The organism is Kitasatospora sp. NPDC002522, assembly GCF_053595195.1.
The window spans coordinates 1-26,694 of sequence record NZ_JBSFXE010000037.1 but is presented as its reverse complement, the minus strand read 5'-3'; the positions used below and the strand labels follow the sequence as shown (position 1 = coordinate 26,694).

The window sequence follows — 26,694 nt, the reverse complement described above, 5'->3', positions numbered from 1 at the left end:
TGCGGGCGACTCCCCCGTGTCCTCCCAACTCCCCTGCGGGAGCTAGCTCTTGGCGGCCTTCTTGATCAGGATCACCACGGCGGCGGCGATGCCGACCAGCACCAGGACGTTGATCAGGAAGCCGATCAGGCCGGCGACCACACCGATCACCGCCCACATCACCTTCCAGGCGACCACGATCAGGATGATCGGGACGACGATGTTGCGCACCCATGAGGGCAGCGACTTCCAGAGCTCAGCCATGTCCGTACCTTCTCCCCTCGGGCTCGGTGCCGGCAGTTCCGGCTGCGTTCCCGCTCCCTCGATCTCGACACTTCGATCGTAGGCGGGCCGCGGCACCGAAACGAGGCTTCCCGGCCCGGAGAGAACCCGGAGATCCACCCCTACCCCGACCCCCGGGGACACCCCTGAGAACGGGGCCGCTGCGAACCGGCGACCCGCCGTCCACGGCGTGATCACCCGGGAGCACAATGGGTCGACCGCACAGGAACCACCGTGCGGGACCAGCACTTTGGGGGGTCCACATGAACCGCGTTCCCGCGCGCCCGAGAACCGGACGGCTCGGCGCTCCGGTCTCGATCCGCGTGCTCTCCGGCGCCACCGCGATGACGCTCGGCCTGGCCCTGCCGCTGCTCGGTGCCCCGGGCACCGCGGCCGCCGCCGCCCGCACGCTGTACGTGAAGTCGGGCGCCGGCTGCTCCGACGACGGACCGGCCACCCAGGCGCAGCCGCTGTGCACCGTGCAGCGCGCCGCCGACCAGGTGCAGCCCGGCGAGACCGTGCAGATCGGCCCGGGCAAGTACCCGGAGCAGGTCACCCTGACCACCTCGGGCACCCCGCAGCAGCCGATCAGCTTCGTCGGCGGCCAGCTGCGGGACGGCATCGACTCGCTGCCGGTGCTCAACCCGTTCGTCAACGGCGGCTTCCCGGGCGAACACGGCCTCGTCCTGGACGGCGTGCACGACGTCCGGGTCAGCGGCCTGGCGATCGGCGGCCGGAGTGAGAGTGTGCTGCTGAAGAACACCGGCAACGTCGTCCTGGACGGCAACCGCACCGGCGGCGGCACCTTCTCCAGCAGCACCCGCAAGGCCGCGGTCCGGCTGACCGGGACGACCGGTTCGACCGTGCTCAGCCGGAACGTACTGCGCGGCTACGAGTTCGACGCGATCGCGGTGGACGCGGGCGTCCAGGGCACCGTGATCACCACCAACGTGGTCGACAACCTGCTCGGCGCGGGCGGCGTCCTGGTCACCGACGCACCGGGCACCGTGGTCACCAACAACTCGATCAGCAGCGGCTGTTCGCCCGCCGTGGAGCTGGCCGGCGTCTCCGGCGGCGCGTACGTCGAGAACAACGTGCTGGCCGCCTCCTCCGACCTCGACCGCACGGGCGGCATCTGCGAGGCCGCCGACCACCCCGCCAAGCTGTCGGTGTCGGCCGGCTCCGCGGCCGGGACGGTCGCCGACTACAACCTGGTGACGCCCTTCCGCGGCGCGGCCGCCTACGAGTGGGCGGGCACCACGTACCCGGACTCCACGGCCTTCGCCAAGAACGTCGCGGGTCACGGGGCGCACGATCTGACCGGGGACGCGAAGGTCGACGGCTACCAGAGCGGCATGCAGCCCCGCTCGGACTCGCCCGCGGTCGACTCCGCGGATGCGAACGCCCCCGGCGTTCTCGACACCGACCTGCTCGGCTACCACCGGATCGACGACCCGTACGTGGCCAACTCCGGTACGGGGAACGGATATCTCGACCGCGGCGCGCGCGAGCTGACCACCTCCACGGCGTGGATCGGCCTGGAGTCCCCGATCGACCGGGTGCCGATCGGCACCCCCGTCACCTTCCACGTGAACGACCAGGAACGCTGGTCCCGGCCGGTGCTGTACACCGTCGACTACGGCGACGGCAGCGACCCGCAGAGCTTCGAGCCGGGCAGCGGCTTCTCGCACACCTACCTGAAGCAGGGCGCCTTCACCCCGAGCGTCGTGGCGACCATGGGCAACGGCGACACCGTCCGCGGGCGCGGCACCCCGATCACGGTCAGCCCGGACGGGCTGATGACGACCTCGGTGACGACCCATCCGACCGACTCGCCGCTGCAGTACTCGGCGGACCTCAGCGTCACCTCGCCGTGGTCGGTCGCCAGGACGGTGTACGACTGGGGCGACGGCACCGCGCCGAGCACCGACTCGCAGCACACCTACGCGCGGGAGGGCGACTACGGGGTCACCGCGACGGTCACCGACGCCGGCGGCCGCACGGTGCCCGCGCACACCACGGTGCACGCCACGTACCTGGCCGCCACCTTCCACCCGCTCAGCCCGACCCGGCTGGTCGACACCCGCAGCGGCCTCGGCGGCTCGACCACCGTTGCGGCCGGCGGCACGCTCAAGGTGCCGCTGCAGCGGGTGATGCCCGACCCGGCGATCCCGTACGAGGCGACGCCGAACGCGGTGGTGCTCAACGTCACCGCGGTGTCCGCGGCCGCCGACGGGCACCTGACCGCCTTCCCGAGCGGCGCGCCGCGGCCGACCACCTCGAACGTGAACTACACCGCGGGTCGGCCGGTGCCCAACCTGGTGACGGTGCCGGTGGGCGCCGACGGCACGGTGAGCATCGGCAACTCCTTCGGCGGCAGCACCGACGTGGTGGTCGACCTGCTCGGCTACTACAGCTCGGTGACCCAGATCGGCGACCGCTACACCCCGCTGCAGCCCGCCCGGATCGCCGACACCCGCAGCGGCGGGGGACCGATCGGGACGGACGCCGCGCGGGACTTCACGGTGACCGGGACCGGCGGGGTGCCGACCGAAGCGGCCGCGGTGGTGCTCAACCTGACCTCCACCGAGGCCACCCAGCCCACCCACCTGACGGTGTGGCCGGCCGGGGAGTCCCGGCCGAACGCGTCCAGCCTGAACCCGGTGCCCGGCCAGGACACCGGCAACCAGGTGATCGTCCCGGTCGGCGCGGGCGGCAAGGTGAGCGTCTACAACCACGCCGGCTCCACCCAGGTGGTGCTGGACGTGGCCGGCTACTACAGCTACGGCGGCCGCGACGGGCTGCTGTTCACCCCGATCACGCCGCGCCGGCTGCTGGACACCCGCACCGGCTCCGGGCCGCTCGGTGCGGACGGCACGGTGGAGATCGACGGCGCCCCGGCCACGAGCCCGGCGGCGGTGTTCAACGTGACCGCCACCGAGGGCACCGCGGACACCTACCTGACGGTGTATCCGTCGGGCACCGCCCGGCCGGGCACCAGCAGCCTGAACGTCAACCCGGGCCGCACCGTGCCGAACCAGGTGACCAGCCCGCTCGGCACCGGCGGCCGGGCGACCGTCTACAACCACCTCGGCCGGGTCCAGGTGATCGCCGACCTGTTCGGCTACTTCACCAAGGGCTGAGCCGGGCGCCGGCGCGGGGTCAGACCGGCCAGGTCTCCCCGCGCCAGGCGGCGTCCCAGAACATCCACTCGTAGCGCGCCGTGGTGCCGAAGTGCTCGATGACGCGGCGCCGTTCGACCGGGGAGAGCTCCTCGCCGATCCGGTCGGTGAGCTCCAGCACCCGGCGCACCACGGACTGGAAGGACTCCTCGCCGTACGCGGCGATCCACTTGGCGTACAGCGGGTCGGGGGAGGAGCGGGCCAGCAGTTCCTCGCCGACCCGGGCGTAGATCCAGTAGCAGGGGAGCACCGCGCCGAGCGCCTCCGCGAAGGAGCCGCCGTAGACGGTGGCCAGCAGGTACGAGGTGTAGGCCAGCGTGGTGGGCAGCACCGGTTCGGCGGCGGCCAGTTCGGCGTCCTCGCCGAAGGCGGACAGGAACTCGGCGTGCATCTCCTGCTCGGCGGCGATCGCGCCGACCGCGTCGGCGGCGAAGGCCCGCACCTCGGCCTCGCCGGGAGCCTTGGCGGCGCACACCGCCAGCGCCCGGGCGTAGTCCCGCAGGTAGTGCGAGTCCTGGACCACGAAGTGCCGGAAGGCGGCCCGCGGCAGGGTGCCGTCGGTGAGCCCGCCGAGGAAGGAGTGGTCGAGGATCTGACGGTAGGTCGGCTCGATGGCCGCCCAGAGTTCGTCGGTCAGTGTCACGGGCGTCGCTCCTGGCTCCGGTCCGCGCGGCACGGTCAGTCCTCCGGCGGGGAGAAGACCACCAGTACCCGCAGTTCCTCGGTGATGTGGTGGAAGCGGTGCTCGGCCCCGGCGGGGACGAACACCACGCTGCCGCGGCCGACCGTGGCGGTCTCCCGGCCGACGGTCAGCTCGGCCCGTCCGCTGACCACCAGGTAGATCTCGTCCTGGTCGTGGGGGGTCTGCGGATCGGTGTCGCCGGGAGAGAGCGCGTACAGGCCCGCGGACATCGTCGGCTGCTTCAGGAAGCGCAGGTACGCGCCACCGCCGGCGGCGCGTTCGGTGTCCAGTTCGTCCAGCCGGAACAGCTTCATCGGGGCTCGGCTCCTCTCCCGGTCCGGGCCCATTCAACAACACCGCTACGGGACTTCCCTGCGGCCGTCCACGCCTGCCACGATCCGCGCATGAAGAACTTCGTGATCAAAACGCTCATCAACGCGGCGGCGATCTGGGTGGCCGCCTGGATCGTCACCGGGATCACGCTGTCGGGGCGCGACTGGCAGCAGAAGACCGTCACCGTGCTGGCGGTGGCGCTGATCTTCGGTGTGGTCAACTTCCTGGTCAAGCCGCTGGTGAAGCTGTTCTCGCTGCCGCTGTTCGTCCTCACCCTGGGCCTGATCACCTTCGTGATCAACGCGCTGATGCTCTGGCTGACCTCGTGGGCCTCCGACAAGCTCGACCTGGACTTCCACGTCGAGGGCTTCTGGCCGGCGCTGCTCGGCGCGCTGATCATCAGCGTCGTCTCCTGGGGCCTCAACCTGGCCCTCGGCGACGACTGACCGCGACGCGTGACCGCCCCCGCGGGTGGCCCGTCCAACTGCCCGTCGGGCGGCGGGCCACCCGGGGTCGAAACCCCGTTGCCGAACGTCCGATCGAGGCTGGTATAACTGGCGGCCGGTGTGCTGACCGCCCTGATGGTTGGGGGGCGAACTCCGGGGGGATTCGCGGCGTGCTGCCGCTTTCTGCGCTGACTTCACGCCCCCCGGACTGCTACGACCCCAGCCGTGCGACCGGTCCGCCACTGCCAGGTGTCCGCGCACGCGGGCGCCGAACGACCGGCAGGAGAAGAACCCGCATGCCCACTCGCCCTGATCGCAGGCGAATACACCGCACCCTCGCGGGCGGCGCCGCCGCGGCGATGCTGCTCGGCCTGGCGGTGCCCACCGCCGCGCAGGCCGCGTCCCCGACTCCGGCCCAGCGGATCGGCCGGGTGCCCGTGACCCCGGCGGACGCCAAGCACGCCACCGCGCCGGACGACGCGACCCCGCTGGACCTCGGCGTGACCCTGCGACCGCGCGACCCGGGCGCGTTGGAGAGCTTCGTCACGGCGGTCTCCACGCCGGGCAGCCCGCTGTTCCACCAGTACCTGAGGACCGGCGAGTTCGCCGGCCGGTTCGGCGCCAACCCGTCGGACGTCACCGCCGTCACCGCCGAGCTCAGCGCGGCCGGCCTGCAGCCCGGCGCGGTCGAGGGCGACGGCCTGACCATCCCGGTCAAGGCCACCGTCGCCCAGGCCCGCAAGGCCTTCGCCACCGACTTCGCCGGCTACACGCTGGCCGACGGCAGCGCCGCGTTCGCCAACACCGCGGCCCCGCAGCTCTCCGGCAAGGCGGCCGCGAAGGTCACCGGGATCACCGGCCTCAACTCGCTGACCAAGGCCACCTCCTCGCACCAGGCGAAGGCGGTGCCACTGAAGGTCCCGAAGACCACGCCGGACGCCCAGGCCACCCCGAACTACGTCGGCGGCCAGCCCGCCCTCTGCACCAACCTGACGGGCCGGCTGCCCGGCGCCCAGCCGATGAACGGGTACACCGACCCGACGAGCATCGCCGAGGTCTACCAGCAGACCCCCGGCAACGGCGGCGCCGGCTCGACCGTGGCGATCATGAGCCTGGAGGACTACGACGACCAGGCCGTCAACTGGTTCCGGAGCTGCCTCGGCAGCACCACCTCGGTCAGCCGGGTGAAGGTGAACGGCGGCCCGACGACGCCCGCCAACTGGCAGACCGGCCGGGGCGTCGAGACCGCCCTGGACATCGAGACCGTGATGGGCACCGCCCCGAACGCGGACATCCTGGTCTACGAGGGCGCGAGCACGGCCACCACCGAACTGGTCGCCACCCTGCGGCAGATCGTGGTGGACAACCGGGCCCAGGTGGCGTCGATCAGCTGGGGCCTGTGCGAGCCCTACGCCTACGTCGGCGACCTGCAGGCCGAGGACCTGATCCTGCAGCAGGCCGCGGCCCAGGGCCAGACCGTCCTCGCCGCGTCCGGCGACGCGGGCTCCACCACCTGCGCGGGCCAGATCGCGGGCGACACGCAGGTGGCGGTCATCTCGCCCGCCTCTAACGCGTACCTCACCGCCGTCGGCGGCACCCGGGTGGCCGGATCGGTCGGCGCCCGGACCGAGTCGACGTGGAACAGCCCGGGGGTCAACGGCCAGCAGGGCGCCGCGACCGGCGGCGGCGTCTCGGCCTGGTACACGCTCGACTCCGCCACCGGCTACCAGTCCGGGGTCTCCGGCCCGGGCTACGCCAACGTCTGCAGCGCCGCGGCCGGCCGGACCTGCCGTCAGGTGCCGGACGTCGCCGCCGTCGCCGACCCCCAGCAGGGCTACCTGACCGTGCCCTGGGTCAGCGGGAGCGACCTGTTCGTCATGATCATCGGTGGCACCAGCTACGCCGCGCCGCTGTGGGCGGGCCTGGTCGCGCACGCCAACGCCGACCCGAAGTGCGCCGCCGCCGGGCCGCTCGGCTTCCTCAACCCGCAGCTGTACAAGCTGGGCAGCACCCCGGGCCTGTACGACGTCACCACCGGCAACAACGTGCTGGACCAGTCCGGCTACATCGGCTCGCTCTACCAGGCCGGCGCCGGCTACGACCTGACGACCGGTCTGGGCAGCCCGCGCGCAGACAAGCTGTTCGCGCAGCTGTGCGCCAACCTGCCGCAGAGCCCGGCCGGCACCTTCAACGCGGTCGCCCCGACCCGCCTGCTGGACACCCGCTCCGGCGCCGCGCTGGCCGCCTACGGCGAGACCGCGGTGCAGATCACGGGCAACGGCGGCATCCCGGCCTCCGGCGTCACCTCGGTGGTGCTGAACGTGACGGTGACCGACCCGAGCACCGACGGCCACCTGACCGTCTACCCCTCCGGCGGCAGCCGCCCGAACACCTCCAACCTCAACTGGACGGCCGGGAAGACCGTGCCGAACCTGGTCACCGTGCCGGTCGGCGCGGACGGCAAGGTCCGCTTCTACAACGGTGCCTGGGGCCAGACCCAGCTGATCGTCGACGTCCAGGGGTACTACGGCACCGCCGCCGGCGGCGCCACCTACCAGCCCTCCGGTCCGTCCCGGGTGCTGGACACCCGCACCTCGGGCGCCCTCGGCGCGTACGGCACCTACACCCTCCCGGGCAGCCGGCTCGGCGCCCCGGCCGGGACCAAGGCCGTGGTGCTGAACGTGACCGCGACCGACGGGCGGGCCGACGGCCACCTGACCGTCTACCCCTCCGGCAACCCCCTGCCGACCACGTCGAACCTCAACTGGACCGTCGGGAAGACCGTCGCCAACCAGGTGATCGTGCCGCTCGGACCGGACAACTCGATCAAGATCAACAACGGTTCCTGGGACTCCGCCCAGGTGATCGTGGACGTCTTCGGCTTCCTCGGCACCGGCTCGGGCGCGTCGTTCCACTCGACCACCCCGCAGCGGCTGTTCGACAGCCGGACCGGCCAGGGCACCACCCCCGGCGCGTTCGGCGCCGACGAGGTCCGGGTCCTCGGCCTGGACGGCGGCGGCCGGCTCTCCAAGGCCAAGGCCGTGGTCCTGAACGTGACCGTCACCAACCCGAAGGTCGACGGCCACCTGACCGTCTACCCCTCCGGGCAGAGCGCGCCCGACACCTCGAACCTCAACTGGACGGCGGGCCAGACCGTACCCAACATGGTCACCGTCCCGGTCGGCGCCGACGGCCGAGTGATGATCAAGAACGGTTCGTGGAGCAGCACCGACGTCATCGTCGACGTCTTCGGCTACTACAGCTGATCCCCCGAGGCTGACGGCACGTCAGTCCTCCACCGCGCGGGCTGGTCCGGGCTTCTGAGCCCGGGTCAGCCCGCGTTCTCGTGTCCGGTGGTGGACAGGATGCTGGCGAGTTCCTCGTCGAGCTCGCCGCCGGCCAGCTCCTGGCCCATCGGGACCACCCGGTCGGTGCGGGCCAGGAAGGCGATCATCGGCGGGGCGGCGGCCCTCAGCACCGCGTCGCCCTCGGGGGAGCGCAGGACGATGCAGACCTCGGCGAGGTCCTCGCCGACCGGGTGGATGTGCACGTCCCCCTCGCCGGTCGGGCGACTGACGCCGTCCACCAGCAGCTCCCGTGCGAACACCCAGGTGACCGGCACGTCACCGGGCAGGTGGAAGGTGAAGCGGACGGCGTACGGATCGGCGCCGTCGTAGTCCAGGTCGACCACGATGCGGAAGGAGAGCTCGCTCGACACCACGAGGTGCATCGCCATGTGGGCTTGGACCGTGCTGTACATGCGCCATTACCTCTCGTTCTGCCCGGGCTCGTGCGCTGAGGGAGACGCGTGCACCGGGCATCGATTCACTGTCGTGGAACGGCTTCGTGTGTTTTGTCCGCTGATTCCCCGTTCGATCCTCATCGTCCATGTTTGGCAACGATCCGGACAAGGTGAGCTTTTTCAAATGGTGAACGAACACCACACCAAATCACCCCAGGTCACCTCACGAACGCCGGGAACATGGCCCCGACCAGGGAACGAAGGCGCGCGGCGGCCGCGTCCAGCCGGTCGGCGTGCTCCAGCGGCAGGGAGAAGGCCATGGTCGCGACCACCGAGCCGACGGTGATCGGCACCGCCGCGCAGACCGTGCCGAGTGCGTACTCCTGCCGCTCCAGCACCGGCATGGTGGGCCGCACCGCGTCCAGCCGGCGCAGCACGGTGTGCAGTTCGGTGGCGGTGGACGGGGTGAGCGCGGTGGGGCGGTAGCGGTCGAGGTGGTCGAGCCGCTCCTCCTCGCAGAGCTGGGAGAGCAGGCAGAGTCCGACGGCGTGCGCGTGCGCGGTGGCACGGAAGTCGGCCCACTCCTCGACCGGCGGCTGGGCGGGGCCGGAGACCACGTCGACGATCCGCACCTCGCCGTCCTCGTAGACCGCGTAGTAGACGGCGGCGCCGAGTTCGTCGCGCAGTTCCTCCATCCGGCCGCGCAGGTCGGCGCGTTCGGCGTGGCGGGTGTCGGCCCGGCTGATCCCGTCGACCGACTCGCCGTAGTAGAACCGGCCTTCGTCCCGGCGCAGGTAGCCCTCGTGGGTGAGGGTGCGCAGCAGGTGGTAGGTGGTGCCGAGGGGGAGTGCCGCGGAGCGCGCGAGCTGTTTGGCGGTGGCCCCGTGCGGGTGGGTGCCGACCGCTTCGAGCAGCCGTAGTGCGCGCTGCACCGAGGTGATCAGGGTGGGCGCCCGCGGCGCACGTATGCCGCCGCTGGTGGCCGAGGCGGTCCCCCCGCCGGCTTGTTCGCCGATCCGGTCCATGCTCATCCCCATCCCCCGGGCACAGATGGGCATTCGGAGGAGGCTGCTCCGAATCCGCCCGGCAGGCGCACATTGCAGCACAGGGCGACCTCCCCTGCAATCACTATCGAGCACGCCCCGGCCAATTCCCCTTCGATTCGAAGGCGCATGCTCGGCGTGGTCGACGGATCACGAGGCGTCATCTCGGCCGCTCGCGGGAATCGAAGATCCACAGGCGGTGTGTCCGTCGCCGCCGACCGGGACCCCCGGGCATGCCGCCTAGCCCGTTCGGCGGAAGGCCTTCCTCCGAATCGCACCCCTGTGCGGGTTTGGCCCCGGGCCGCGCGCGGGAGACTCCCGCACAACCCTCGCGCCCCGGAGGTGGCAGCCATGTCGGCTCCCGTCCGTCCCGTCGTCAAACGCACCGCCCGGGCCATCCTGTTGGAGCTCGACCCGGACAACCCGCACTCCCCCGCCTCACTGGTGCTGATCCGCCGGGTCCGCCCGGGCTCCCCGCACCCGTACTGGATCACTCCCGGCGGCGGTGTCGAACCCACCGACCGCACCGTGGTGGAGGCCCTGCACCGGGAGGTGGACGAGGAGTTGGGCGGCAAGATCGCCGACGTGGTGCCCGCCTTCGTCGACACCGTCGCCCACTCGCACCACGACGACGGCACCCCCGCGCACCCGCACGGGGTCAAGGTGCAGCACTTCTTCGTCTGCCGGCTCACCGACCTGGACCCGTCCCGCCGGCACGGCCCCGAGGTGGAGCAGCCCAACGGCGAGTACCGGATCGTCCGGGTGCCGTTCACCCGCGAAGGCGTCACCTCGGTCAACGTGGTCCCTCCCAGCCTGCGTGCCTACCTCGCCGCGAACATCGAGGGCGTCCGCGCCCTGCTCGCCCAGGACCTGGCCTGACCCGGCGTCAGGCCAGGTCCCCCACCAGGTCGTGGTGGACCGACCCGGCCGCCACACCGGACCGGCGCAGGGCCGCCACCCCGCGCCGGACCATGGCGGGCGGCCCGCTCAGGTACGCCTCGAAGCCGTGCCACGGCGCGTACCTGGCCACCACCTCGGGCAGCTCCCCGGCCAGCGCCTCGCCCGGCGCGACCGACTGCTCGGAGACCACCGGACGCACCGTCAGCCACGGGTGCCGCGCGGCCAGCTCGCGCAACCCGGCCAGCTGGTACAGCTCCTCGGCGCGCCGCGCCCCGTAGAACACCTCCACCTTGCGGCCGTCGGCGCCGTGCTCCGCGACCTCCTCGACCAGTGCCGCGATCGGCGCGATCCCGGTGCCGCCGCCCAGGCAGAGCAGGTTCCGCCCGGCCGCGTGGTCCAGCACCATGCCGCCCGCCGCCGGTCCGAGCCGCAGCACGTCGCCCGGCCGGGCCCGGTGCACCAGCGCGTTGCTCACCCAGCCCGCCTGCACCGCCTTCACGTGCAGGGTGAGCAGCCCGTCCGGCCGCGGCGCGGCGGCGAACGAGAAGTGCCGCCACACCCGCGGCCACCACGGCGTCTCCACCGCGGTGTACTGCCCGGCCCGGAACGGGTACGCCTGGTCCGGCCGCAGCGTCAGCACCGCCACCTCGGGCGTGGCCTGACGGTGCGCCACCACCTCGGCCTGCCACCACGGCGGGGTGGCCAGCGCCGCCTCCTCGGCCGCCTCGATCATGATCCGGGAGACCAGCCCGTAGACCCGCCGCCAGGCCAGCTCGGTCCGCTCGTCCCACCCGCTGCCGCCGTACCGGGCCAGCGCCGCCACCAGGCACTCGCCGACCGGCCCGTAGTGCCCGGTCAGCGTCCCGTACTTGCGGTGCCCGCGTCCCAGGTGGCCCAGGTACTCGCGCAGCCCCGCCGGGTCGTCGGCGCTGGCCGCCGCCATCAGCAGCGCCCGGAACAGCCGGTCGCGCTGCACGTCCATGGCGGCCGGGAACAGCGCCCGCACCTCGGGGTGGTGGACGAAGATCAGCGCGTAGAAGTGCGCGGTCGCCCGGTCCGCGACCGGCTCGACCACCGCCAGGGTGGCCCGGATCAGCGCCACGTCCTCCGCGGTCGGCGCCTGCTCGGCGGCCGGCTCCACCACCGGCGCCACCGGCTGCACGGGCGTCTCGGCCAGCGTCTCCAGCGCCCAGGCCTGCGACCAACTGTCGCCGGGACCCGCCCAGTTCAGTCCGGGCGCGGTCGGGAAGAGCGGCTGGAACGACGGCCCCGGCGCCCCGTCCGGCAGGCTCGGCGCGGGCACGGTCGGCGGCCGGGTCGGTTTCGCCGGGATCACCGGCCCGGTCGGCACCCGCGCGGGCACCACGGCACCGGGCTGCGGCTCGGGCTGTAGCTGCGGCTCCGGCTGCGGCTCCACGGGCAGCGAAGCCTTGGCGGCCGAACCCGCGGCAGCCGAACCCGCGGCGGGCTCCGGCCCGGTGGTGGGCTCCGGCCGGTCGGCGGCCTCCGGCCCGGCCGCGGGCGGCGGACCTGTGGCGGGCTCCGGTTCGGCGGCCGGCTCCGGACCGGCGGCGGAGGAAGCGGCCGGGACGGCCGCCAACCCGGGGACGGCGGCGGCCGCTGCCGAGCCATGGCCCGCCCTGACCTTCAGCGACCTGCTCTTCAGCGCGATCTGACGAGTACCCAAGAGAATCGTTTCGCTTCCGGTCGACCAATCTGCTGACGCCTTCAGCACATTGGCACGCCCGCACAGCTCATCCGACAAATCACGCGAAGACCGGACACCGACACCGTTCACGCGCTAATCTCGCGGGCCCTCCCCACCTTGCGCGGCCGTACGACCACGCAAGGTGACGACCGCTGCCCGCCCTACAGGCCGCGCAGCAGCAGGCCGGGCTGCTCCACGCAGTCCGCGACGAAGCGCAGGAAGCCGCCCGCGGTGCCGCCGTCGCAGACCCGGTGGTCGAAGGTGAAGGACAGCTGCGTGACCTGACGGACCGCCAACTCGCCCTGGTGCACCCACGGCTTGGGGGTGATCCGGCCGACCCCGAGCATCGCCGCCTCCGGGTGGTTGAGGATCGGCGTGGAGCCGTCCACCCCGAACACGCCGTAGTTGTTCAGGGTGAAGGTCCCGCCGGTCAGCTCGGCCGGGGTGAGCTTCCCGGCCCGGGCCGCCTCGGTCAGCCGGGCCAGCTCCACCGTCAGCCGCTCGGTGTCCAGCAGTTGGGCGTCCCGCACCACCGGCACCACCAGGCCGCGCTCGCTCTGCGCCGCGAAGCCCAGGTGGACGGCGCGGTGGCGGCGGATGCCGTCGGGGCCCGCGCTGGAGTTCAGCTCCGGGAAGCGACCCAGGGCGGCCACGCAGATCCGGGCCAGCAGCGCCAGCACGCTCACCTTCGGCCCGGGCGCACGGTTGAGCTGCGCGCGCAGCGCCATCAGCTCGGTGGCGTCGGCGTCCACCCAGCAGGTCGCGGCGGGGATCTCCTGGTGACTGCGGGTCAGCTTCTCCGCGACGGTGCGGCGCAGCCCGCGCAGCGGGATCAGCTCCCCGTCGAGGGCCTCGGAGGCGACGGTTTCACGTGAAACCGTCGGCGCCGGAGCGACCGCGGTGTGCCGGACCGCCGCCTCGACGTCCCGGCGCATGATCAGCCCGTCCGGCCCGCTGCCCGCCAGCGCGGCCAGGTCGAGGCCGTGCTCCCGGGCGATCCGGCGCACCAGCGGCGAGATCACCGCGACCACCCCGGGGGCCTTCGCCACCGGAGCGGGCGGCTGCTCCACCGGCGCGGGGGGAGCCACCGCGACGGCAGCCCCGGGCACCACCCGGCGGCGGCCGGCCCGGCGGGTCTCGGCGACCCCGTAGCCGACCAGCGGGCGCTCCACCTCGGGCGCGGGCGCGTCGCCGGGCGCGGCGGCGACCGCGACGGTCACCAGCGGCGCGCCGACCGGGATCTCGGTGCCGACCTCGCCGTACCGGGCGGTGACCACGCCGCCGTACGGGCAGGGCACCTCGACCACGGCCTTGGCGGTCTCCACCTCCACCACCGGCTGGTCGACGGCGATCACCTCGCCGACCTCGACCATCCAGCGCACCACCTCGGCCCCGGTGAGTCCCTCACCGAGGTCGGGCAGCGTGAACTCGCGGACCACCGGCATCGCCATCACTCCTCCCACTGGAGCCTGGCGACGGCGTCCAGGATCCGGTCCACCCCGGGCAGGTGGTGGTGCTCCAACATCGGCGGCGGGTACGGGATGTCGAAACCGGTGACCCGCAGCACCGGCGCCGCCAGGTGGTGGAAGCACTTCTCGGTCAGCCGGGCGGCGATCTCCGCGCCCGCCCCGCCGAAGCCGGTGGCCTCGTGCACCACCACGGCGCGGCCCACCGAGCGGACCACCTCGCAGGCGGTGGCCTCGTCGAACGGCACCAGGCTGCGCAGGTCCAGCACCGCCAGGTCCCAGCCCTCCGCCCGGGCCGCCTCGGCGGCCTCCAGGCAGACCGGCAGCGAGGGCCCGTAGGTGATCAGCACCGCCGAGCTGCCCGGCCGGCGCAGCACCGCCTTCCCGATCGGCTCGACGCCGACCGCCGGGTCCCACTCGGCCTTGCCCCAGTAGAGGCGCTTGGGCTCCAGGAAGACCACCGGGTCGTCGGAGGCGATCGACTCGCGCAGCAGCCCGTACGCGTCCTCGACGGTCGCCGGGGTGACCACGTGCAGGCCGGGGGTGTGCGCGTAGTACGCCTCGGAGGCGTCGCTGTGGTGCTCGACGCCGCCGATCCCGCCGCCGTACGGGACCCGGACGGTGATCGGCAGCGGCAGCTTGCCGGCGGTGCGGTTGCGCATCTTGGCGACGTGCGAGAACAGCTGCTCCAGCGCCGGGTAGGCGAAGGCGTCGAACTGCATCTCGACCACCGGGCGCAGGCCGTACATCGCCATGCCGACGGCGGTGCCGAGGATGCCGGCCTCGGCGAGCGGGGTGTCCAGGCAGCGGTCGGGGCCGAACTCGGCGGCCAGGCCGTCGGTGATCCGGAAGACCCCGCCGAGGGTGCCGACGTCCTCGCCGAGCACGGTCACGGCCCGGTCGGCGCGCATCGCGTCGCGCAGTGCGGCGTTGAGCGCCTGGGCCATGGTGCCGGTGCGGGTGCCGGACTGGTTGCGGGTGGCGGTGGTCATCGGGGGTGCACCTCGGCCTCGGCGGCGAGTTCGGCGGCCAGCTGGGCGGCCTGCTCGCGCAGCTGCTGGGTGGGCTCGGCGTAGACGTGCGCGAACAGCGCCGTCGGGTCCAGCTCGGGGTCGGCGTGGAACTCGGCGCGCATCCGGGCGGCCAGCGCCTCGGCCTCCTCGGCGGCGCCCGCGGCGAGCTGCTCGTCGAACAGGCCGCGCTCGCGCAGCGCCGCCTCCAGCAGCCGGATCGGGTCGTGCTCGCGCCAGGCGGCGACCTCCTCCTCGTGCCGGTAGCGGGTCGCGTCGTCGGCGTTGGTGTGCGCCTCGATCCGGTAGGTGAGCGCCTCGACCAGGGTCGGGCCGCCGCCCTGGCGGGCCCGCTCGACCGCCTCGGAGACCACCTGGTGCACCGCGGCGGCGTCGTTGCCGTCGACCAGCCGGCCGGGCAGGCCGTAGCCGACCGCCTTGTGGGCGAGGGTCGGCGCGGCGGACTGCCGGGTGAGCGGGACGGAGATGGCGTAGCCGTTGTTCTGCACCAGGAAGACCACCGGGGCGTGCAGCACCGCGGCGAAGTTCAGCGCCTCGTGGAAGTCGCCCTCGCTGGTGCCGCCGTCGCCGAGCAGGGCCAGGGCCACGGTGTCGTCGCCGGCCAGCCGGGCGGCGTGCGCGAGGCCCACCGCGTGCGGGGCCTGGGTGGCGAGCGGGGTGCAGAGCGGGGCGGTGCGGGTGGCGCGCGGGTCGTAGCCGGTGTGGGCGTTGCCGCGCAGCAGGGTGAGCGCCTGCAGCGGGTCGACGCCGCGCGCGACCACCGCGAGGGTGTCCCGGTAGCTGGGGAAGAGCCAATCGTCTTCGCGCAGGGCGAGTGCCGCGGCCACCTGGCAGGCCTCCTGGCCGGTGGAGGCCGGGTAGACGGCGAGCCGGCCCTGCTTGGTGAGGGTGGTGGCCTGCTGGTTGTAGCGGCGGCCGGCCACCAGCCGGCGGTACAGCTCGCGGAGCAGCTCGGGGTCGGCCTTGTCGGCGGCGGGTGTGCCCAGCACGCGGAAGGGCGCTGCGTCGGGCAGCAGGGGAGCGGGGTCGGTGCGCGGCGCGGTGGCACCGGGCAGCCAGCCGGGCACGGACGCGTGGTCGGCCTGGTCTCTGTGGTCGAGAACGGTCATCTCGGGCACCTCCGGGGTGGTGGGGGCTCCCTACCGATTGTTCGGTCGTCTGTTCACCTTGACCATATCTGCGTCAAGACGGTGGACAATCGGCCGCACGGGCGGTCTGCTGGGGTCAGCACGTCCAATCACGAGGGATGGGGGGCCATGTCGGCTGAACAGGTGTCCAGACTCGACCGAGTCGACCGGTCGATCCTGCGGCTGCTGCGGCAGGACGGTCGCGCCTCGATCCGCTCGGTGGCCGAGCGGGTGCACGTGTCCCGGGCGAACGCGTACGCCCGGATCTCCAGGATGGTCGAGGACGGGGTGATCCGCGGCTTCACCGCCCGGGTGGACCACGAGAAGGCCGGCCAGGGCGCCTCCGCCTACATCACCCTGAAGATCGTCCAGAACTCCTGGCGGACGGTGCGCGACCAGTTGCTGCAGCTGCCGGGCGTGGCGCACATCGCGCTGGTCGGCGGGGACTTCGACGTGCTGATGCTGGTGCACACCGCGGACAACCGGGCGCTGCGCGAGCTGGTGCTGGGCAGCATCCAGTCGATCCCGCAGGTGCTGAGCACGCAGACCATGCTGGTCTTCGAGGAGACCGACCAGGTGCCGCCGGACGAGCGCTGAGGACCGGCCTCAGTCCTGGGCGCGCAGCCCGTCGAAGGCCAGCCGGACCACCGCGTCGGGCAGGCCGTCGGTGTCGCGCTGGCCGGGGCGGTACCACTCCACCACCGAGTTGATCATGCCGAACAGCAGCCGGGTGGCCAGCCGGGGCTCCAGGCCCGCGCGCAACTGGCCGGCCGCGGCCGCCTCGCGGACCAGCTCGGCCACCCGGTGGTCGAAGTCGCGCCGCCGCTCGAGCGCCCAGAGTTCGGTGGCGGTGTTCCCGCGCACCCTCAACAGCAGGGTCACGTACGGGAGTTCGGCGAGCAGCACCTCCGCGGTGCGGCGCACCACGTGCTCCAGGCGGTCGACCGGGCGGCCCTCGGCGGCGGCCGGCTCGTCGAGGATGGCGAACAGCGCGTCCAGGGCCCGGCCGACGGCGAGGCGCAGCAGTTCTTCCTTGCCGCGCACGTGGTGGTAGATCGACGACTTGGAGATCCCGGCGGCCCGCGACAGGTCCTCCATCGAGGTGCCGTCGTAGCCGCGCTCGTTGAAGACCCGCACCGTGACGGCGAGCAGCGAGTCGACGGTGTAGGCGGTGCGCGCGGAGTGGTCGGCCATGGTCACGAGTATCCCCGGCGCCCCGGAGGCCCGCCCCGGAGGGGGTGGGCCTCCGGGGCCGGGGTTCAGCCGCGGTCGGCGGCGGTGTCCTCGGCGACGAAGTACGCGGGCCGGGACTGCACCGCGGTGTAGATCCGGGCCACGTACTCGCCGAGCAGGCCGACGCAGATCAGCTGCACCGCGCCGATGAACAGCACGCCGGCGAAGAGCGAGGTCCAGCCGGGCACGGTGCTGCCGGCCAGGTACACGATCAGGCAGAAGGCGAGCAGCCCGAGGCAGGTGAAGAAGGCGACGGTGCCCAGCCAGGTGGCCAGCCGCAGCGGGGCGGCGGAGAAGCCGGTGATGGAGTCCAGCGCGAGCCGGACCATCTTGGTCAGCGGGTACTTGGTGCTGCCGGCCACCCGCTCCTCGCGGACGTAGCGGACCTCGCCGCTGGGGAAGCCCAGCCAGGGCACCAGCAGCCGGTAGACCCGCTGCTGGTCGGGGAGTTCCTTGAGCGCCTCGACCGCCTCGCGGCTCAGCAGCCGGAAGTCCCCGGCGTGCGAGGGGACCTGACGGCCCACCAGGCGGCGGATCAGCCAGTAGTAGGCGGCGGCGGTGTACCGCTTGAAACCGGTGTCGGTGGAGCGGTCCTCGCGCACGCCGTAGACGATGTCCAGGCCGTCGCGGCGGGCGAGTTCCAGCATCTCCGGGATCTTCTCCGGCGGGTCCTGCAGGTCGGCGTCGATGCTGGCCACGTAGCGGCCCACGGCGCGGTGCAGGCCGGCGGTGAGCGCGGCCTGGTGGCCGCTGTTGCGGCGCAGCCGGACCATCCGCAGCTCGGGCCAGTCGGCGGCCAGGTCGCGCAGCAGCGCGGCGGTCTTGTCGGCGCTGCCGTCGTCGACGGCGACCACCTCGTACCTTTCACCGATCCCGTCGAGCACCGGGCGCAGCCGGGCGACGAGCGCGGGCAGCGCGTCCTGCTCGTTGTACATGGGGACCACGACCGACAGGACGGTGGCGTCCTGGTCCGCAGTGCTCATCGGGTTCTCCCGCCGCATGGGGGTGGTGGCCGTCCGGTGGTGGGAGTTTAACCAGCGGGTGTCCCGTCAGGTACAGACCACTACTGCGTACCGTAGGCTCGCCCGGGAATTCCGGGCGGGCCCGGCGGCGGGCCGACACTCAGACAGGACCTGATGGCGATGGCAGCAAGCCCCGACACCGAGGTGGCCGAGCGTCCCGACGTGCCGCCGAGGGGGGACGTCCCGCGCGAGGGAGCGCGGGAGTGGGCCCGGCGCACGGCGCGGGAGTACGGTCCGGCACTGGCGGTGTTCGGGGCCGTGCGGCTGATCGCGTTCACGGTGTTCATGTGGCTGCTGTCCTGGTCGGGCGAGTACCTGACCAAGCCGCACCGGTTCGGCGGCGGCGCCCACACCTGGGACGTGATGGGCGGCTGGGACGGCTGGTGGTACCAGCAGGTCGCCGCGAACGGCTACGACCCGAAGCTGCTGCCGTCCTCCAGCGGGCCGTGGACGCTGGAACAGAACTCGGTCGCCTTCTTCCCCCTCTACCCGGGCCTGATGAAGCTGGTCTCCGCGGTGACGGGCCTGGGCACCTTCGGGGCGGGCGTGTTCGTCTCGGTGGTCTCCTCGTTCGTCGCCGCCGCGGGCATCTACGCGGTGACCAAGCTGCTGGCCGGGCGGCGGGCCGCGGTGATCGCGGCCGGGGTGTGGGGCCTGTTTCCCGGCTCCGGCGTGGAGTGGGCGGTCTACTCGGACTCGCTGTTCGTCGCGCTGGCCGCCTGGGCCTGCTACTTCGTCCTGACCCGCAACTGGCTGGCCGCGGGCGTGACCGCCTTCGTCGCCGGGCTCAACCGGCCGACCTCGGCGGCGCTGGCCGCCGCGATCGGGGTGGCCGCGCTGACCGCGCTGGTGCGCCGCCGCGACGGGGTGGCCGGACCGCTCACCGCGCTGCTGATCGCCCCGCTCGGCTTCGCCGGCTACATCGCCTGGGCGAGCTGGCGGATGGGCAGTTGGACCGCCTACTTCGAGCTGCAGCGCGGCGCCTGGCTGCACTTCTTCGACTGGGGCAAGCACTCCCAGAACGTGGTGAAGAACCTGCTGCTCGGCCACCACGACTACATCTTCGGCTACCCCACCGAGGACCTGATCGCGCTGCTGCTGGTGTTCGCCCTGCCGATCCTGGTCTTCCTGCTGATCCGGCTGCGCCCGCCGGCCTTCCTGGTGGTCTACACGCTGGTCACCGTGGTCCTGGTGCTCGGCAGCCAGCAGATCTTCGGCAACACCTCGCGCTACCTGCTGCCCTGCTTCCCGCTCTTCCTGCCGATCGCGGTGGCGCTCAAGCGGCTGTCGCTGCCCTCGCTGGCGGTGGTCATGGGCGTCACGGCGGCCGCCTCCGGCTGGTACGCGGGGTACGTCCTGTTCGAGCTGGGCATTCCGTAGACCGCGATCACGCGGGGCGCACCGGCGCGCGGAGATCGGATCGGCCACGGGCCCTTGCCCCGACCGATCGTTCGGTTACTCTGAGGTGTGTCCCGCCCCGCCCCTATGAGGAGCGCACCATGGCTGCTGCGACCCCCACCCCGACGGTCGCCGAACTGACCGCCCGTCACCAGGACACCCTCGACCGCGCACTCGCCGCGATCGCGGACCGCGACTACTGGTCGCCGTACCCGGAGTTCCCGAAGGCGTACGGGGAGAGCGCCCCCGCCGACGGGAAGGCCGCCTTCGAGGCGGTGCTGGGCCGCGAGTTCGCGCTGCCCGGGCACCCCGGCGGCGGTGAGCCGGTGACCGGCGAGGCCTCGCCGTACGGCATCGAGATGGGCGTCAGCTACCCGCACGCCGAGCCGGACGCGCTGTTCGCCGCGCTGGAGGCGGCCCGCCCGGCGTGGGCGAAGGCCGGCCCGGCCGCCCGCGCGGCGGTCTGCCTGGAGATCCTGGGCCGGATCAACGCCCGCTCGCACGAGTTCGCGAACGCGGTGATGCACACCACCGGCCAGGCCTACGGCATGGCGTTCCAGGCCGGCGGCCCGCACGCCCAGGACCGCGGGCTGGAGGCGGTCGCCTACGCGTACGCCGAGCAGGTCCGGCTGCCGCGCTCCGCGCAGTGGACCAAGCCCCAGGGCAAGCGCGAACCGCTCAGCATGACCAAGGAGTTCACCGCGGTGCCGCGCGGCACCGCGCTGCTGATCGGCTGCAACACCTTCCCGACCTGGAACGGCTACCCGGGCCTGTTCGCCTCGCTGGCCACCGGCAACGGCGTGCTGGTCAAGCCGCACCCGCGGGCCGTGCTGCCGCTGGCGCTGACCGTGCGGATCGCCCGCGAGGTGCTGGCCGAGGCGGGCTTCGACCCGAACCTGGTGTGCCTGGCCGCCGAGCACGAGGGCTCCTCGATCGCCCAGGTGCTGGCCGTGCGCCCCGAGGTGAAGCTGATCGACTACACCGGCTCCACCGGCTTCGGCGACTGGCTCGAGGAGCACGCCCGGCAGGCCCAGGTCTACACCGAGAAGGCCGGCGTCAACACGGTCGTCATCGACTCCACCGACGACTACCGCGGCATGCTCGGCAACCTGGCCTTCGCGCTCAGCCTGTACAGCGGCCAGATGTGCACCACCCCGCAGAACCTGCTGATCCCGCGCACCGGCATCACCACCGACCAGGGCGAGCGCTCCTACGACGAGGTGGTCGCCGACCTCGCCGCGGCGATCGACGGCCTGCTCGGCGACGACGCCCGGGCGTCCGCCATCCTCGGCGCCGTGGTCAACCCCGCGGTGCTCGGCCGCAGCGCCGCCGCCGCGGGCGGCGAGTTCGGCGAACTCGCCCTCGCCCCGCGGGTGGTGGCCTCCGCCGAGTTCCCCGGCGCGACCATCCGCACCCCCGCGCTGGTGAAGGCCGACGCCGACAAGCCGGACGACCGCGCGGTCTTCCTCGCCGAGTGCTTCGGCCCGGTCGCCTTCGCCGTCGCGGTGGCCGACACCGCCGCCGCCGTCGAACTGCTGCGCCGCACCACCGCCGAGCACGGCGCGATGACCGCGGGCGCCTACACCACCGACCCGGCGGTGGAGGACGCGCTGATCGAGGCCTGCCTCGACTCCGGCGTCTCGCTCTCGCTCAACCTGACCGGCGGGGTGTACGTCAACCAGACCGCCGCCTTCTCCGACCTGCACGGCACCGGCGCCAACCCGGCCGCCAACGCCGCGTACTGCGACGGCGCGTTCGTCGCGAGCCGGTTCCGCACCATCGAGATCCGCAAGTAGTCGCACCCGCACCGCAGTGACCGGAGGCCCGGAACCGTCCCACAACGGTTCCGGGCCTCCGGCCGGTCAGTGGGCGCCTCAGGGCCGGGCGCCCCAGAGCCGAGTGCCTCAGGGCCGCCGCGGGTTGAACACCCACACCCGCAGCAGCACGAAGCGCACCAGGGTGGCCAGCGCGTTCGCCGCCACCAGCACGCCGAGTTCCACGCCGTGCCCGGACCCCGGGCGCAGCCAGTGCAGCGCCCCGACCGCGCCGCTGGTCAGCGCCAGGCCCACCAGGAAGGCCATCCCGCCCTCCAGTTGGTGTCGCAGCGCGTCCTGACGGCCCGTCACGCCGAAGGTGAAGCGCCGGTTGGCGGCGGTGTTGAAGACGGCCGTCACGCCGAGCGCCAGCGCGTTGGCGAGCAGCGCCGGCACCGCCTGCCGCAGCAGCAGGTAGAGCAGGACGTACGCCAGCGTGCACAGGCCGCCGATCACCGCGAAGCTGACGGCCTGCCAGCCGAGCCCCAGCGGCACCTGCGCCTGCCGCACCCTCTCCGGAAGCTCGACCCGGCCGGTCCCCGCCAGGCTGCGCCGGGCCACCCGGGCCATGCCCTTCAGGTCGTCCAGCGCGGTGCGGACGATGTCCACCCGGCTGTCCGGGTCGTCCACCCAGTCCACCGGGACCTCGTGGATGCGCAGGCCGGAGCGCTCGGCGAGCAGCAGCAGTTCGGTGTCGAAGAACCAGGCGTTGTCCTCGACCTCGTCCAGCAGCCGCTTCACCACCTCGGTGCGGCCGGCCTTGAAGCCGCACTGGGCGTCGGAGAACTTCGCCGCCATGGTGGCGCGCAGCAGGAAGTTGTAGGTGCGGGAGATGAACTCCCGCTTGGGGCCGCGCACCACCGCCGAGCCGCGGTGCAGCCGGCTGCCGATCGCCAGGTCGCTGTGCCCGGACAGCAGCGGCGCGACCAGCGGCAGGAACGCCTCCAGCCCGGTGGACAGGTCGACGTCCATGTACGCCACCACGTCGGCCTCGCTGCTGCCCCACACGTGCCGCAGCGCCCGGCCGCGGCCCTTGAGGTCGAGGTGGACGGCGCGCACCTGCGGGATCTGCTCGGCGAGCCGGGTGGCCACCTCCCAGGTCCCGTCCACCGAGGCGTTGTCCGCCACGGTGATCAGGTAGTCGTACGGAAAGGTCTCGGACAGATAGGCGTGCAGCTCACGGACGCAGCGCTCCAGCGAGTGCTGCTCGTTGTAGACGGGTACGACGACCTCCACCAGACGGGTTTTCACGGTGGTGGGCGCCGGGCTCCGTCCGTCGGCCGCCGGGTCGAGCCGGGCGGGTCGGCGCATCGCTGGCTGTGTCATGGAAAGGAGGTTCACAGCCCCTGATGGGCCCGCGATGATGGCAGTCTGAGAGCGCGCTGAGAACCCGGGCCGCCGCGGACTCCGCTCTGGTGACGACGGGACGACGACGGGAGACACGGATGTCCGAGATGGAGTTCGACTGCGACGTGCTGGTGGTCGGAGCCGGTCCGACCGGCCTGCTGCTGGCCGGCGACCTGGCTGCGGCCGGCCTGCGGGTGGTCCTGCTCGAGAAGCGCGCGGAGGAGTCCAACCTGACCCGCGCCTTCGCGGTGCACGCCCGCACCCTGGAGCAGTTGGACGCCCGCGGCCTGGCCGACGAACTGATCGCCACCGGGCAGGTGATGCCCTCGCTGCGGGTCTTCGGACGGCTGCGGGTCGACCTGGCGGGCCTGCCCAGCCGGTTCCCGTTCGTACTGGTCACCCCGCAGTCGCAGACCGAGCGGGTGCTGCGCGAGCGGGCCCTGAAGGCGGGCGTGGAGCTGCGCCGCGGAGCCGAGGTGACGGGTCTTCGGCAGGACGCCGGGGGCGTCACGCTGACCGCGGGCGAGCAGTCCCTGCGGGCCCGGTACGCGGTCGGCGCGGACGGCGTGCGCTCCACGGTGCGCGACCTGCTGGGCATCCCGTTCCCCGGCGAGTCGGTGGTGCGCTCGGTGATGCTGGCCGACGTCCGCCTGGAGCGGGAGCCGGAGGAGCCGCTGACCGCGGGCGCCGGCGAGGCCGGCTTCGCCTTCCTCGCACCGTTCGGCGACGGCTGGTTCCGGGTGATCGGCTGGGACCGCAACCGCCAGGTGGCCGACTCCGAGCCCGTGGTGCTGGCCGAACTCGCCGACCTGGTGCGGGAGGTGATGGGCGAGGACTACGGGCTGCACGACGCCCGCTGGACCTCCCGCTTCCACAGCGACGAGCGGCAGGCGCCGACCTACCGCTCCGGCCGGGTCTTCCTGGCCGGCGACGCCGCGCACTGCCACTCCCCGGCCGGCGGCCAGGGCATGAACACCGGCCTGCAGGACGCCGCCAACCTGGGCTGGAAGCTGGCCGCGGTGCTGCGCGGCTGGTCTCCTGACGCCCTGTTGGACACCTACCAGACCGAGCGGCACCCGGTGGGCCGGGCGGTGCTGCGCAGCTCCGGCGCGCTGGTGCGGCTCGCCCAGGCCCAGCACGCTCCGGCCAGAGCGCTGCGCTCCGCGCTCAGCACGGTCTCCGGACACGTGGGCCCGCTGGCCGAGTTGGGCGCCAAGCAGGTCTCCGGGATCGCCTTCTCCTACCCGGCCGACAAGGGCTCGCACCCGCTGGCCGGCCGCCGGCTGCCGGACCTGCGGCTCGCGGTGGACGTGCCCGGCGGCCCGTCGCGGCTCCACGAGGCGCTGCGCGGCGGCCAGTTCGTGCTGATCAGCAACGACGAGCTGTCGGTCGCGGACTCCTGGCCGGAGCGGGTGGTGACGGCCGCCCCCGCCGACCCGCACGGCAAGCTGCGGGACACCGTGCTGCTGGTCCGCCCGGACGGCTACGCGGCGTGGGCCTGCGTCGACCCGACCCGCGGGGAGCTGCGGGCGGCGCTGAGCCGCTGGCTGGGCCGCCCCGCCATTCAGTGAGTTCGGCCGCGCATTCAGTTAATGGCTTTCCCGTTCCACAGTTGACTGTTTTTTAGTAAGCAATTGCTCAGGCATGGGTCTATTCCTGGGAGTTCTCTGAGAGATTCTGGCGAGCGTTTTCGACCAACCGGAACGCCCCCAGATTTCCGGAGGAGCCCGTGCGACCCCGCTCGCTCGCCCTTGCCGCGGCACTTGCCGTGCTGCCCCTGACCGTTGTCTCCCTGGGCGTCGGCACCGCCCAGGCGGCGCCGACCCCCAACGCCGCCGCCGCCCGGGTGGCGCTGCCGCAGACCGTGACCCCGGCGGTGGCCCGCTCGCAGAAGCAGGGAGACCTCCCGGCGGACCGCGAGATATCCGTGGCGGTCAACCTGAAGCTGCGCAACACCGCCGAGCTGGACCGGTTCCTGACGGCGGTGAGCACCCCCGGCTCCGTCGAGTTCGGGCACTACCTGACGCCCGCTCAGTTCACCGAGAAGTTCGGCCCGACCCAGGCCGACGTCGACCAGGTCCGCGCCTACCTGGCCGCCCAGGGCCTGAAGGTCACCGCGGTCAGCGGCAACCGCCAGGTGGTGGACGCCAGCGGCCCCGCCGCCAAGATCGCGCAGGCCTTCGGCACCCACGAGTCGACCTACACCGACCCGCAGCAGGGCGGCCGGGCGTTCTTCGCCAACGACGGCGCCGCCTCGGTGCCGTCCGCGCTGGCCGGTGTGGTGGAGGGCGTCAGCGGCCTCAGCGACCACACCGTGCGCACCACCCGCCTGGCCAAGCCGTCCGCGGCGACCCCGATGGCCACCCCGAGCGGCTTCGGCCCGGCGACCTACGACGGCGCGTACCGGCTGAACCAGCTGGGCGCGGACGGCACCGGCACCACCGTGGCGCTGTGGGAGTTCGACGGCTACAAGAGCACCAACCTCTCCACCTACGACAGCCAGTTCGGCCTGTCCGGCCCGGCGGTGAGCACCGTCTCGGTGGACGGCGCCAACTACGACTCGAAGCCCGGCCAGGGCCAGGGCGAGGTCGAGCTGGACAGCGAGATCGTCCGCGGCGTCGCCCCCAAGGCGACCCAGCTGGTCTACGAGGCCCCCAACAGCGACCAGGGCGAGATCGACATGGCGGCCAAGATCGTCGCCGACAACCGGGTCTCGGTCATCTCCATCTCCTGGGGCTCCTGCGAGCCGGACACCACCGCGTCCTCGATGACCGCGGTGAACAACTCCTTCAAGCAGGCCGCCGCCCAGGGCATCTCGATCTTCTCGGCCTCCGGCGACGACGGCTCCCGGGACTGCACCCGCTCCACCTCCGGCTCCTCCGTCAAGGCGGTCGACTTCCCGGCCTCCAGCCCGTACAACACCGGCGTCGGCGGCACCAACCTCAAGGTGAGCGGCACCACCTACAGCTCCGAGAGCGCCTGGAGCACCGCCGGCGGCGGCACCTCCACCCAGTTCGCCAAGCCCAGCTGGCAGACCGGCACCGGGATCAGCGGCACCCAGCGCACCGTCCCGGACGTCTCCTCCAACGCCGACCCGGCCTCCGGCTTCGCGATCTACACCCAGGGCAGCACCAGCGCCGGCTGGCAGGTCTACGGCGGCACCTCCGCCGCGGCCCCGCTGTGGTCCGGCTACGCCGCGCTGTTCAACCAGAAGGCCGCCGCGGCCGCCAAGCCGGTGCTCGGCGAGGCCAACCCGAAGCTGTACGCCCTGGCCAACGGCAGCAGCTACGGCTCCGCCTTCCACGACGTCACCTCCGGCGCCAACCAGGACTTCTCCACCAAGGCCGGCTACGACCAGGTCACCGGCTGGGGCACCCCGATCGCCGACGGCCTGACCAACGCGCTGCTGGGCACCAGCACCGGCGGCAACACCGTGACCGTCACCAACCCGGGCAGCCAGACCGGCACCACCGGCACGGCGGTCAGCCTGCAGGTCAGCGCCACTGACAGCGCGTCCGGCCAGACCCTGACCTACACCGCCTCCGGCCTGCCGGCCGGCCTGGCGATCTCGTCGACCGGCAAGATCACCGGCACCCCGACCGCCGCCGGCACCTACACCGTCACGGTCACCGCGACCGACACCACCGGCGCCGCCGGCTCCGCCACCTTCAGCTGGACCGTGTCCGGCACCGGCGGCACCTGCACCCCGGCGCAGCTGCTCGGCAACGCGGGCTTCGAGACCGGCACCGCCGCCCCGTGGACCACCACCTCCGGCGTGGTCGACAACTCCACCTCCGAGGCCGCCCACAGCGGTTCCTGGAAGGCCTGGATGGACGGCTACGGCTCCGCCCACACCGACACCGCCTCGCAGACCGTCACCATCCCGGCCGGCTGCAAGGCGACCTTCAGCTTCTGGCTGCACATCGACACCGCCGAGACCGGCTCGACCGCGTACGACA

Annotated in this window: 21 protein-coding genes; 9 read left to right on the top strand and 12 right to left on the bottom strand. The window is 73.0% G+C overall.

The features are described 5' to 3' along the window. Positions 1-42 precede the first annotated feature (42 nt). A complete protein-coding gene (locus ACWD4U_RS26845; protein WP_363457701.1) occupies positions 43-243 on the bottom strand; it encodes a DUF5326 family protein in 201 nt (66 codons plus the stop codon). Positions 244-524: 281 nt separating this feature from the next. On the opposite strand from ACWD4U_RS26845, the gene ACWD4U_RS26840 reads away from it, so the two are divergent. After that, a complete protein-coding gene (locus ACWD4U_RS26840; protein WP_363457699.1) occupies positions 525-3,404 on the top strand; it encodes a NosD domain-containing protein in 2,880 nt (959 codons plus the stop codon). 19 nt (positions 3,405-3,423) lie between these two features. Here ACWD4U_RS26840 and tenA read toward each other — a convergent pair whose 3' ends face one another. Then, the gene (gene tenA, locus ACWD4U_RS26835; RefSeq protein ID WP_363457696.1) at positions 3,424-4,086 is read right to left on the bottom strand and encodes a thiaminase II; all 663 of its coding nucleotides are present in this window, start codon (positions 4,084-4,086) and stop codon (positions 3,424-3,426) included. A gap of 35 nt (positions 4,087-4,121) precedes the next feature. Next, complete coding sequence (locus ACWD4U_RS26830) at positions 4,122-4,439, bottom strand: cupin domain-containing protein (protein ID WP_363457693.1); 318 nt, start codon at positions 4,437-4,439, stop codon at positions 4,122-4,124. A 90-nt stretch (positions 4,440-4,529) separates the two neighbouring features. On the opposite strand from ACWD4U_RS26830, the gene ACWD4U_RS26825 reads away from it, so the two are divergent. Both ACWD4U_RS26825 and ACWD4U_RS26820 read left to right on the top strand, forming a co-directional pair. Continuing rightward, the gene (locus tag ACWD4U_RS26825) at positions 4,530-4,904 is read left to right on the top strand and encodes a phage holin family protein (protein ID WP_363457690.1); all 375 of its coding nucleotides are present in this window, start codon (positions 4,530-4,532) and stop codon (positions 4,902-4,904) included. A gap of 296 nt (positions 4,905-5,200) precedes the next feature. Continuing rightward, positions 5,201-8,170: a S53 family peptidase gene (locus ACWD4U_RS26820; protein ID WP_363457688.1), complete on the top strand. Its 2,970-nt coding sequence runs from the start codon at positions 5,201-5,203 to the stop codon at positions 8,168-8,170. A gap of 65 nt (positions 8,171-8,235) precedes the next feature. On the opposite strand, the gene ACWD4U_RS26815 is transcribed toward ACWD4U_RS26820, so the two are convergent. Further along, entirely contained in the window at positions 8,236-8,664 is a 429-nt protein-coding gene (locus tag ACWD4U_RS26815) for an SsgA family sporulation/cell division regulator (RefSeq protein WP_363457685.1), read from the bottom strand. Between the two features lie 200 nt (positions 8,665-8,864). Next, the gene (locus tag ACWD4U_RS26810; RefSeq protein ID WP_363457682.1) at positions 8,865-9,704 is read right to left on the bottom strand and encodes an IclR family transcriptional regulator; all 840 of its coding nucleotides are present in this window, start codon (positions 9,702-9,704) and stop codon (positions 8,865-8,867) included. A gap of 336 nt (positions 9,705-10,040) precedes the next feature. Between ACWD4U_RS26810 and ACWD4U_RS26805 the strand changes: the two genes are divergently transcribed. Beyond that, entirely contained in the window at positions 10,041-10,568 is a 528-nt protein-coding gene (locus ACWD4U_RS26805; RefSeq protein WP_363457680.1) for an NUDIX hydrolase, read from the top strand. Positions 10,569-10,575: 7 nt separating this feature from the next. Here ACWD4U_RS26805 and ACWD4U_RS26800 read toward each other — a convergent pair whose 3' ends face one another. The 4 genes from ACWD4U_RS26800 to pdhA form a co-directional block, all read right to left on the bottom strand. Beyond that, entirely contained in the window at positions 10,576-12,276 is a 1,701-nt protein-coding gene (locus tag ACWD4U_RS26800; RefSeq protein ID WP_363457677.1) for a globin domain-containing protein, read from the bottom strand. Between the two features lie 182 nt (positions 12,277-12,458). Next, on the bottom strand, positions 12,459-13,742 hold the full coding sequence (locus tag ACWD4U_RS26795) for a dihydrolipoamide acetyltransferase family protein (protein WP_363457806.1): 1,284 nt from the start codon (positions 13,740-13,742) through the stop codon (positions 12,459-12,461). A 5-nt stretch (positions 13,743-13,747) separates the two neighbouring features. Continuing rightward, positions 13,748-14,755, bottom strand: coding sequence for an alpha-ketoacid dehydrogenase subunit beta (locus ACWD4U_RS26790; protein ID WP_363457675.1), 1,008 nt, complete (start codon positions 14,753-14,755; stop codon positions 13,748-13,750). Next, positions 14,752-15,903 carry a pyruvate dehydrogenase (acetyl-transferring) E1 component subunit alpha gene (pdhA, locus tag ACWD4U_RS26785; RefSeq protein WP_449787327.1) on the bottom strand — a complete coding sequence of 384 codons (1,152 nt, stop codon included), beginning with the start codon at positions 15,901-15,903 and terminating at the stop codon, positions 14,752-14,754. The genes ACWD4U_RS26790 and pdhA overlap by 4 nt, the downstream gene beginning before the upstream one ends. A 147-nt stretch (positions 15,904-16,050) precedes the next feature. Here pdhA and ACWD4U_RS26780 point away from each other — a divergent pair, with 147 nt between their 5' ends. Beyond that, on the top strand, positions 16,051-16,518 hold the full coding sequence (locus tag ACWD4U_RS26780; protein WP_363457670.1) for an Lrp/AsnC family transcriptional regulator: 468 nt from the start codon (positions 16,051-16,053) through the stop codon (positions 16,516-16,518). 9 nt (positions 16,519-16,527) lie between these two features. Here ACWD4U_RS26780 and ACWD4U_RS26775 read toward each other — a convergent pair whose 3' ends face one another. Beyond that, the gene (locus ACWD4U_RS26775; protein ID WP_363457667.1) at positions 16,528-17,115 is read right to left on the bottom strand and encodes a TetR/AcrR family transcriptional regulator; all 588 of its coding nucleotides are present in this window, start codon (positions 17,113-17,115) and stop codon (positions 16,528-16,530) included. Positions 17,116-17,180: 65 nt separating this feature from the next. Continuing rightward, positions 17,181-18,137: a glycosyltransferase family 2 protein gene (locus ACWD4U_RS26770; RefSeq protein ID WP_363457665.1), complete on the bottom strand. Its 957-nt coding sequence runs from the start codon at positions 18,135-18,137 to the stop codon at positions 17,181-17,183. Positions 18,138-18,290: 153 nt separating this feature from the next. Between ACWD4U_RS26770 and ACWD4U_RS26765 the strand changes: the two genes are divergently transcribed. Next, entirely contained in the window at positions 18,291-19,556 is a 1,266-nt protein-coding gene (locus ACWD4U_RS26765) for a glycosyltransferase family 39 protein (protein ID WP_363457662.1), read from the top strand. A gap of 119 nt (positions 19,557-19,675) precedes the next feature. After that, positions 19,676-21,370, top strand: coding sequence for a phenylacetic acid degradation protein PaaN (paaN, locus tag ACWD4U_RS26760; protein WP_363457659.1), 1,695 nt, complete (start codon positions 19,676-19,678; stop codon positions 21,368-21,370). A gap of 108 nt (positions 21,371-21,478) precedes the next feature. On the opposite strand, the gene ACWD4U_RS26755 is transcribed toward paaN, so the two are convergent. After that, positions 21,479-22,714, bottom strand: a complete 1,236-nt coding sequence (locus tag ACWD4U_RS26755) for a glycosyltransferase (RefSeq protein ID WP_363457656.1) — start codon at positions 22,712-22,714, stop codon at positions 21,479-21,481. A 119-nt stretch (positions 22,715-22,833) separates the two neighbouring features. On the opposite strand from ACWD4U_RS26755, the gene ACWD4U_RS26750 reads away from it, so the two are divergent. Further along, complete coding sequence (locus ACWD4U_RS26750) at positions 22,834-24,306, top strand: FAD-dependent monooxygenase (protein WP_363457653.1); 1,473 nt, start codon at positions 22,834-22,836, stop codon at positions 24,304-24,306. Positions 24,307-24,464: 158 nt separating this feature from the next. Next, a partial coding sequence (locus tag ACWD4U_RS26745) for a protease pro-enzyme activation domain-containing protein (RefSeq protein ID WP_363457650.1) occupies positions 24,465-26,694 on the top strand: 2,230 nt, incomplete at its 3' end.

Coding starts and splice junctions, on each gene's coding strand:
- ACWD4U_RS26845 (WP_363457701.1), bottom strand. CDS start 243: ATGGCTGAGCTCTGGAAGTCGCTGCCCTCATGGGTGCGCAACATCGTC.
- paaN (WP_363457659.1), top strand. CDS start 19,676: ATGGCTGCTGCGACCCCCACCCCGACGGTCGCCGAACTGACCGCCCGT.
- ACWD4U_RS26825 (WP_363457690.1), top strand. CDS start 4,530: ATGAAGAACTTCGTGATCAAAACGCTCATCAACGCGGCGGCGATCTGG.
- ACWD4U_RS26775 (WP_363457667.1), bottom strand. CDS start 17,115: ATGGCCGACCACTCCGCGCGCACCGCCTACACCGTCGACTCGCTGCTC.
- ACWD4U_RS26750 (WP_363457653.1), top strand. CDS start 22,834: ATGTCCGAGATGGAGTTCGACTGCGACGTGCTGGTGGTCGGAGCCGGT.
- ACWD4U_RS26830 (WP_363457693.1), bottom strand. CDS start 4,439: ATGAAGCTGTTCCGGCTGGACGAACTGGACACCGAACGCGCCGCCGGC.
- ACWD4U_RS26755 (WP_363457656.1), bottom strand. CDS start 22,714: ATGACACAGCCAGCGATGCGCCGACCCGCCCGGCTCGACCCGGCGGCC.
- ACWD4U_RS26780 (WP_363457670.1), top strand. CDS start 16,051: ATGTCGGCTGAACAGGTGTCCAGACTCGACCGAGTCGACCGGTCGATC.
- pdhA (WP_449787327.1), bottom strand. CDS start 15,903: ATGACCGTTCTCGACCACAGAGACCAGGCCGACCACGCGTCCGTGCCC.
- ACWD4U_RS26810 (WP_363457682.1), bottom strand. CDS start 9,704: ATGCCCATCTGTGCCCGGGGGATGGGGATGAGCATGGACCGGATCGGC.
- ACWD4U_RS26795 (WP_363457806.1), bottom strand. CDS start 13,742: ATGCCGGTGGTCCGCGAGTTCACGCTGCCCGACCTCGGTGAGGGACTC.
- ACWD4U_RS26765 (WP_363457662.1), top strand. CDS start 18,291: ATGGCGATGGCAGCAAGCCCCGACACCGAGGTGGCCGAGCGTCCCGAC.
- ACWD4U_RS26820 (WP_363457688.1), top strand. CDS start 5,201: ATGCCCACTCGCCCTGATCGCAGGCGAATACACCGCACCCTCGCGGGC.
- ACWD4U_RS26805 (WP_363457680.1), top strand. CDS start 10,041: ATGTCGGCTCCCGTCCGTCCCGTCGTCAAACGCACCGCCCGGGCCATC.
- ACWD4U_RS26770 (WP_363457665.1), bottom strand. CDS start 18,137: ATGAGCACTGCGGACCAGGACGCCACCGTCCTGTCGGTCGTGGTCCCC.
- ACWD4U_RS26815 (WP_363457685.1), bottom strand. CDS start 8,664: ATGTACAGCACGGTCCAAGCCCACATGGCGATGCACCTCGTGGTGTCG.
- ACWD4U_RS26840 (WP_363457699.1), top strand. CDS start 525: ATGAACCGCGTTCCCGCGCGCCCGAGAACCGGACGGCTCGGCGCTCCG.
- ACWD4U_RS26790 (WP_363457675.1), bottom strand. CDS start 14,755: ATGACCACCGCCACCCGCAACCAGTCCGGCACCCGCACCGGCACCATG.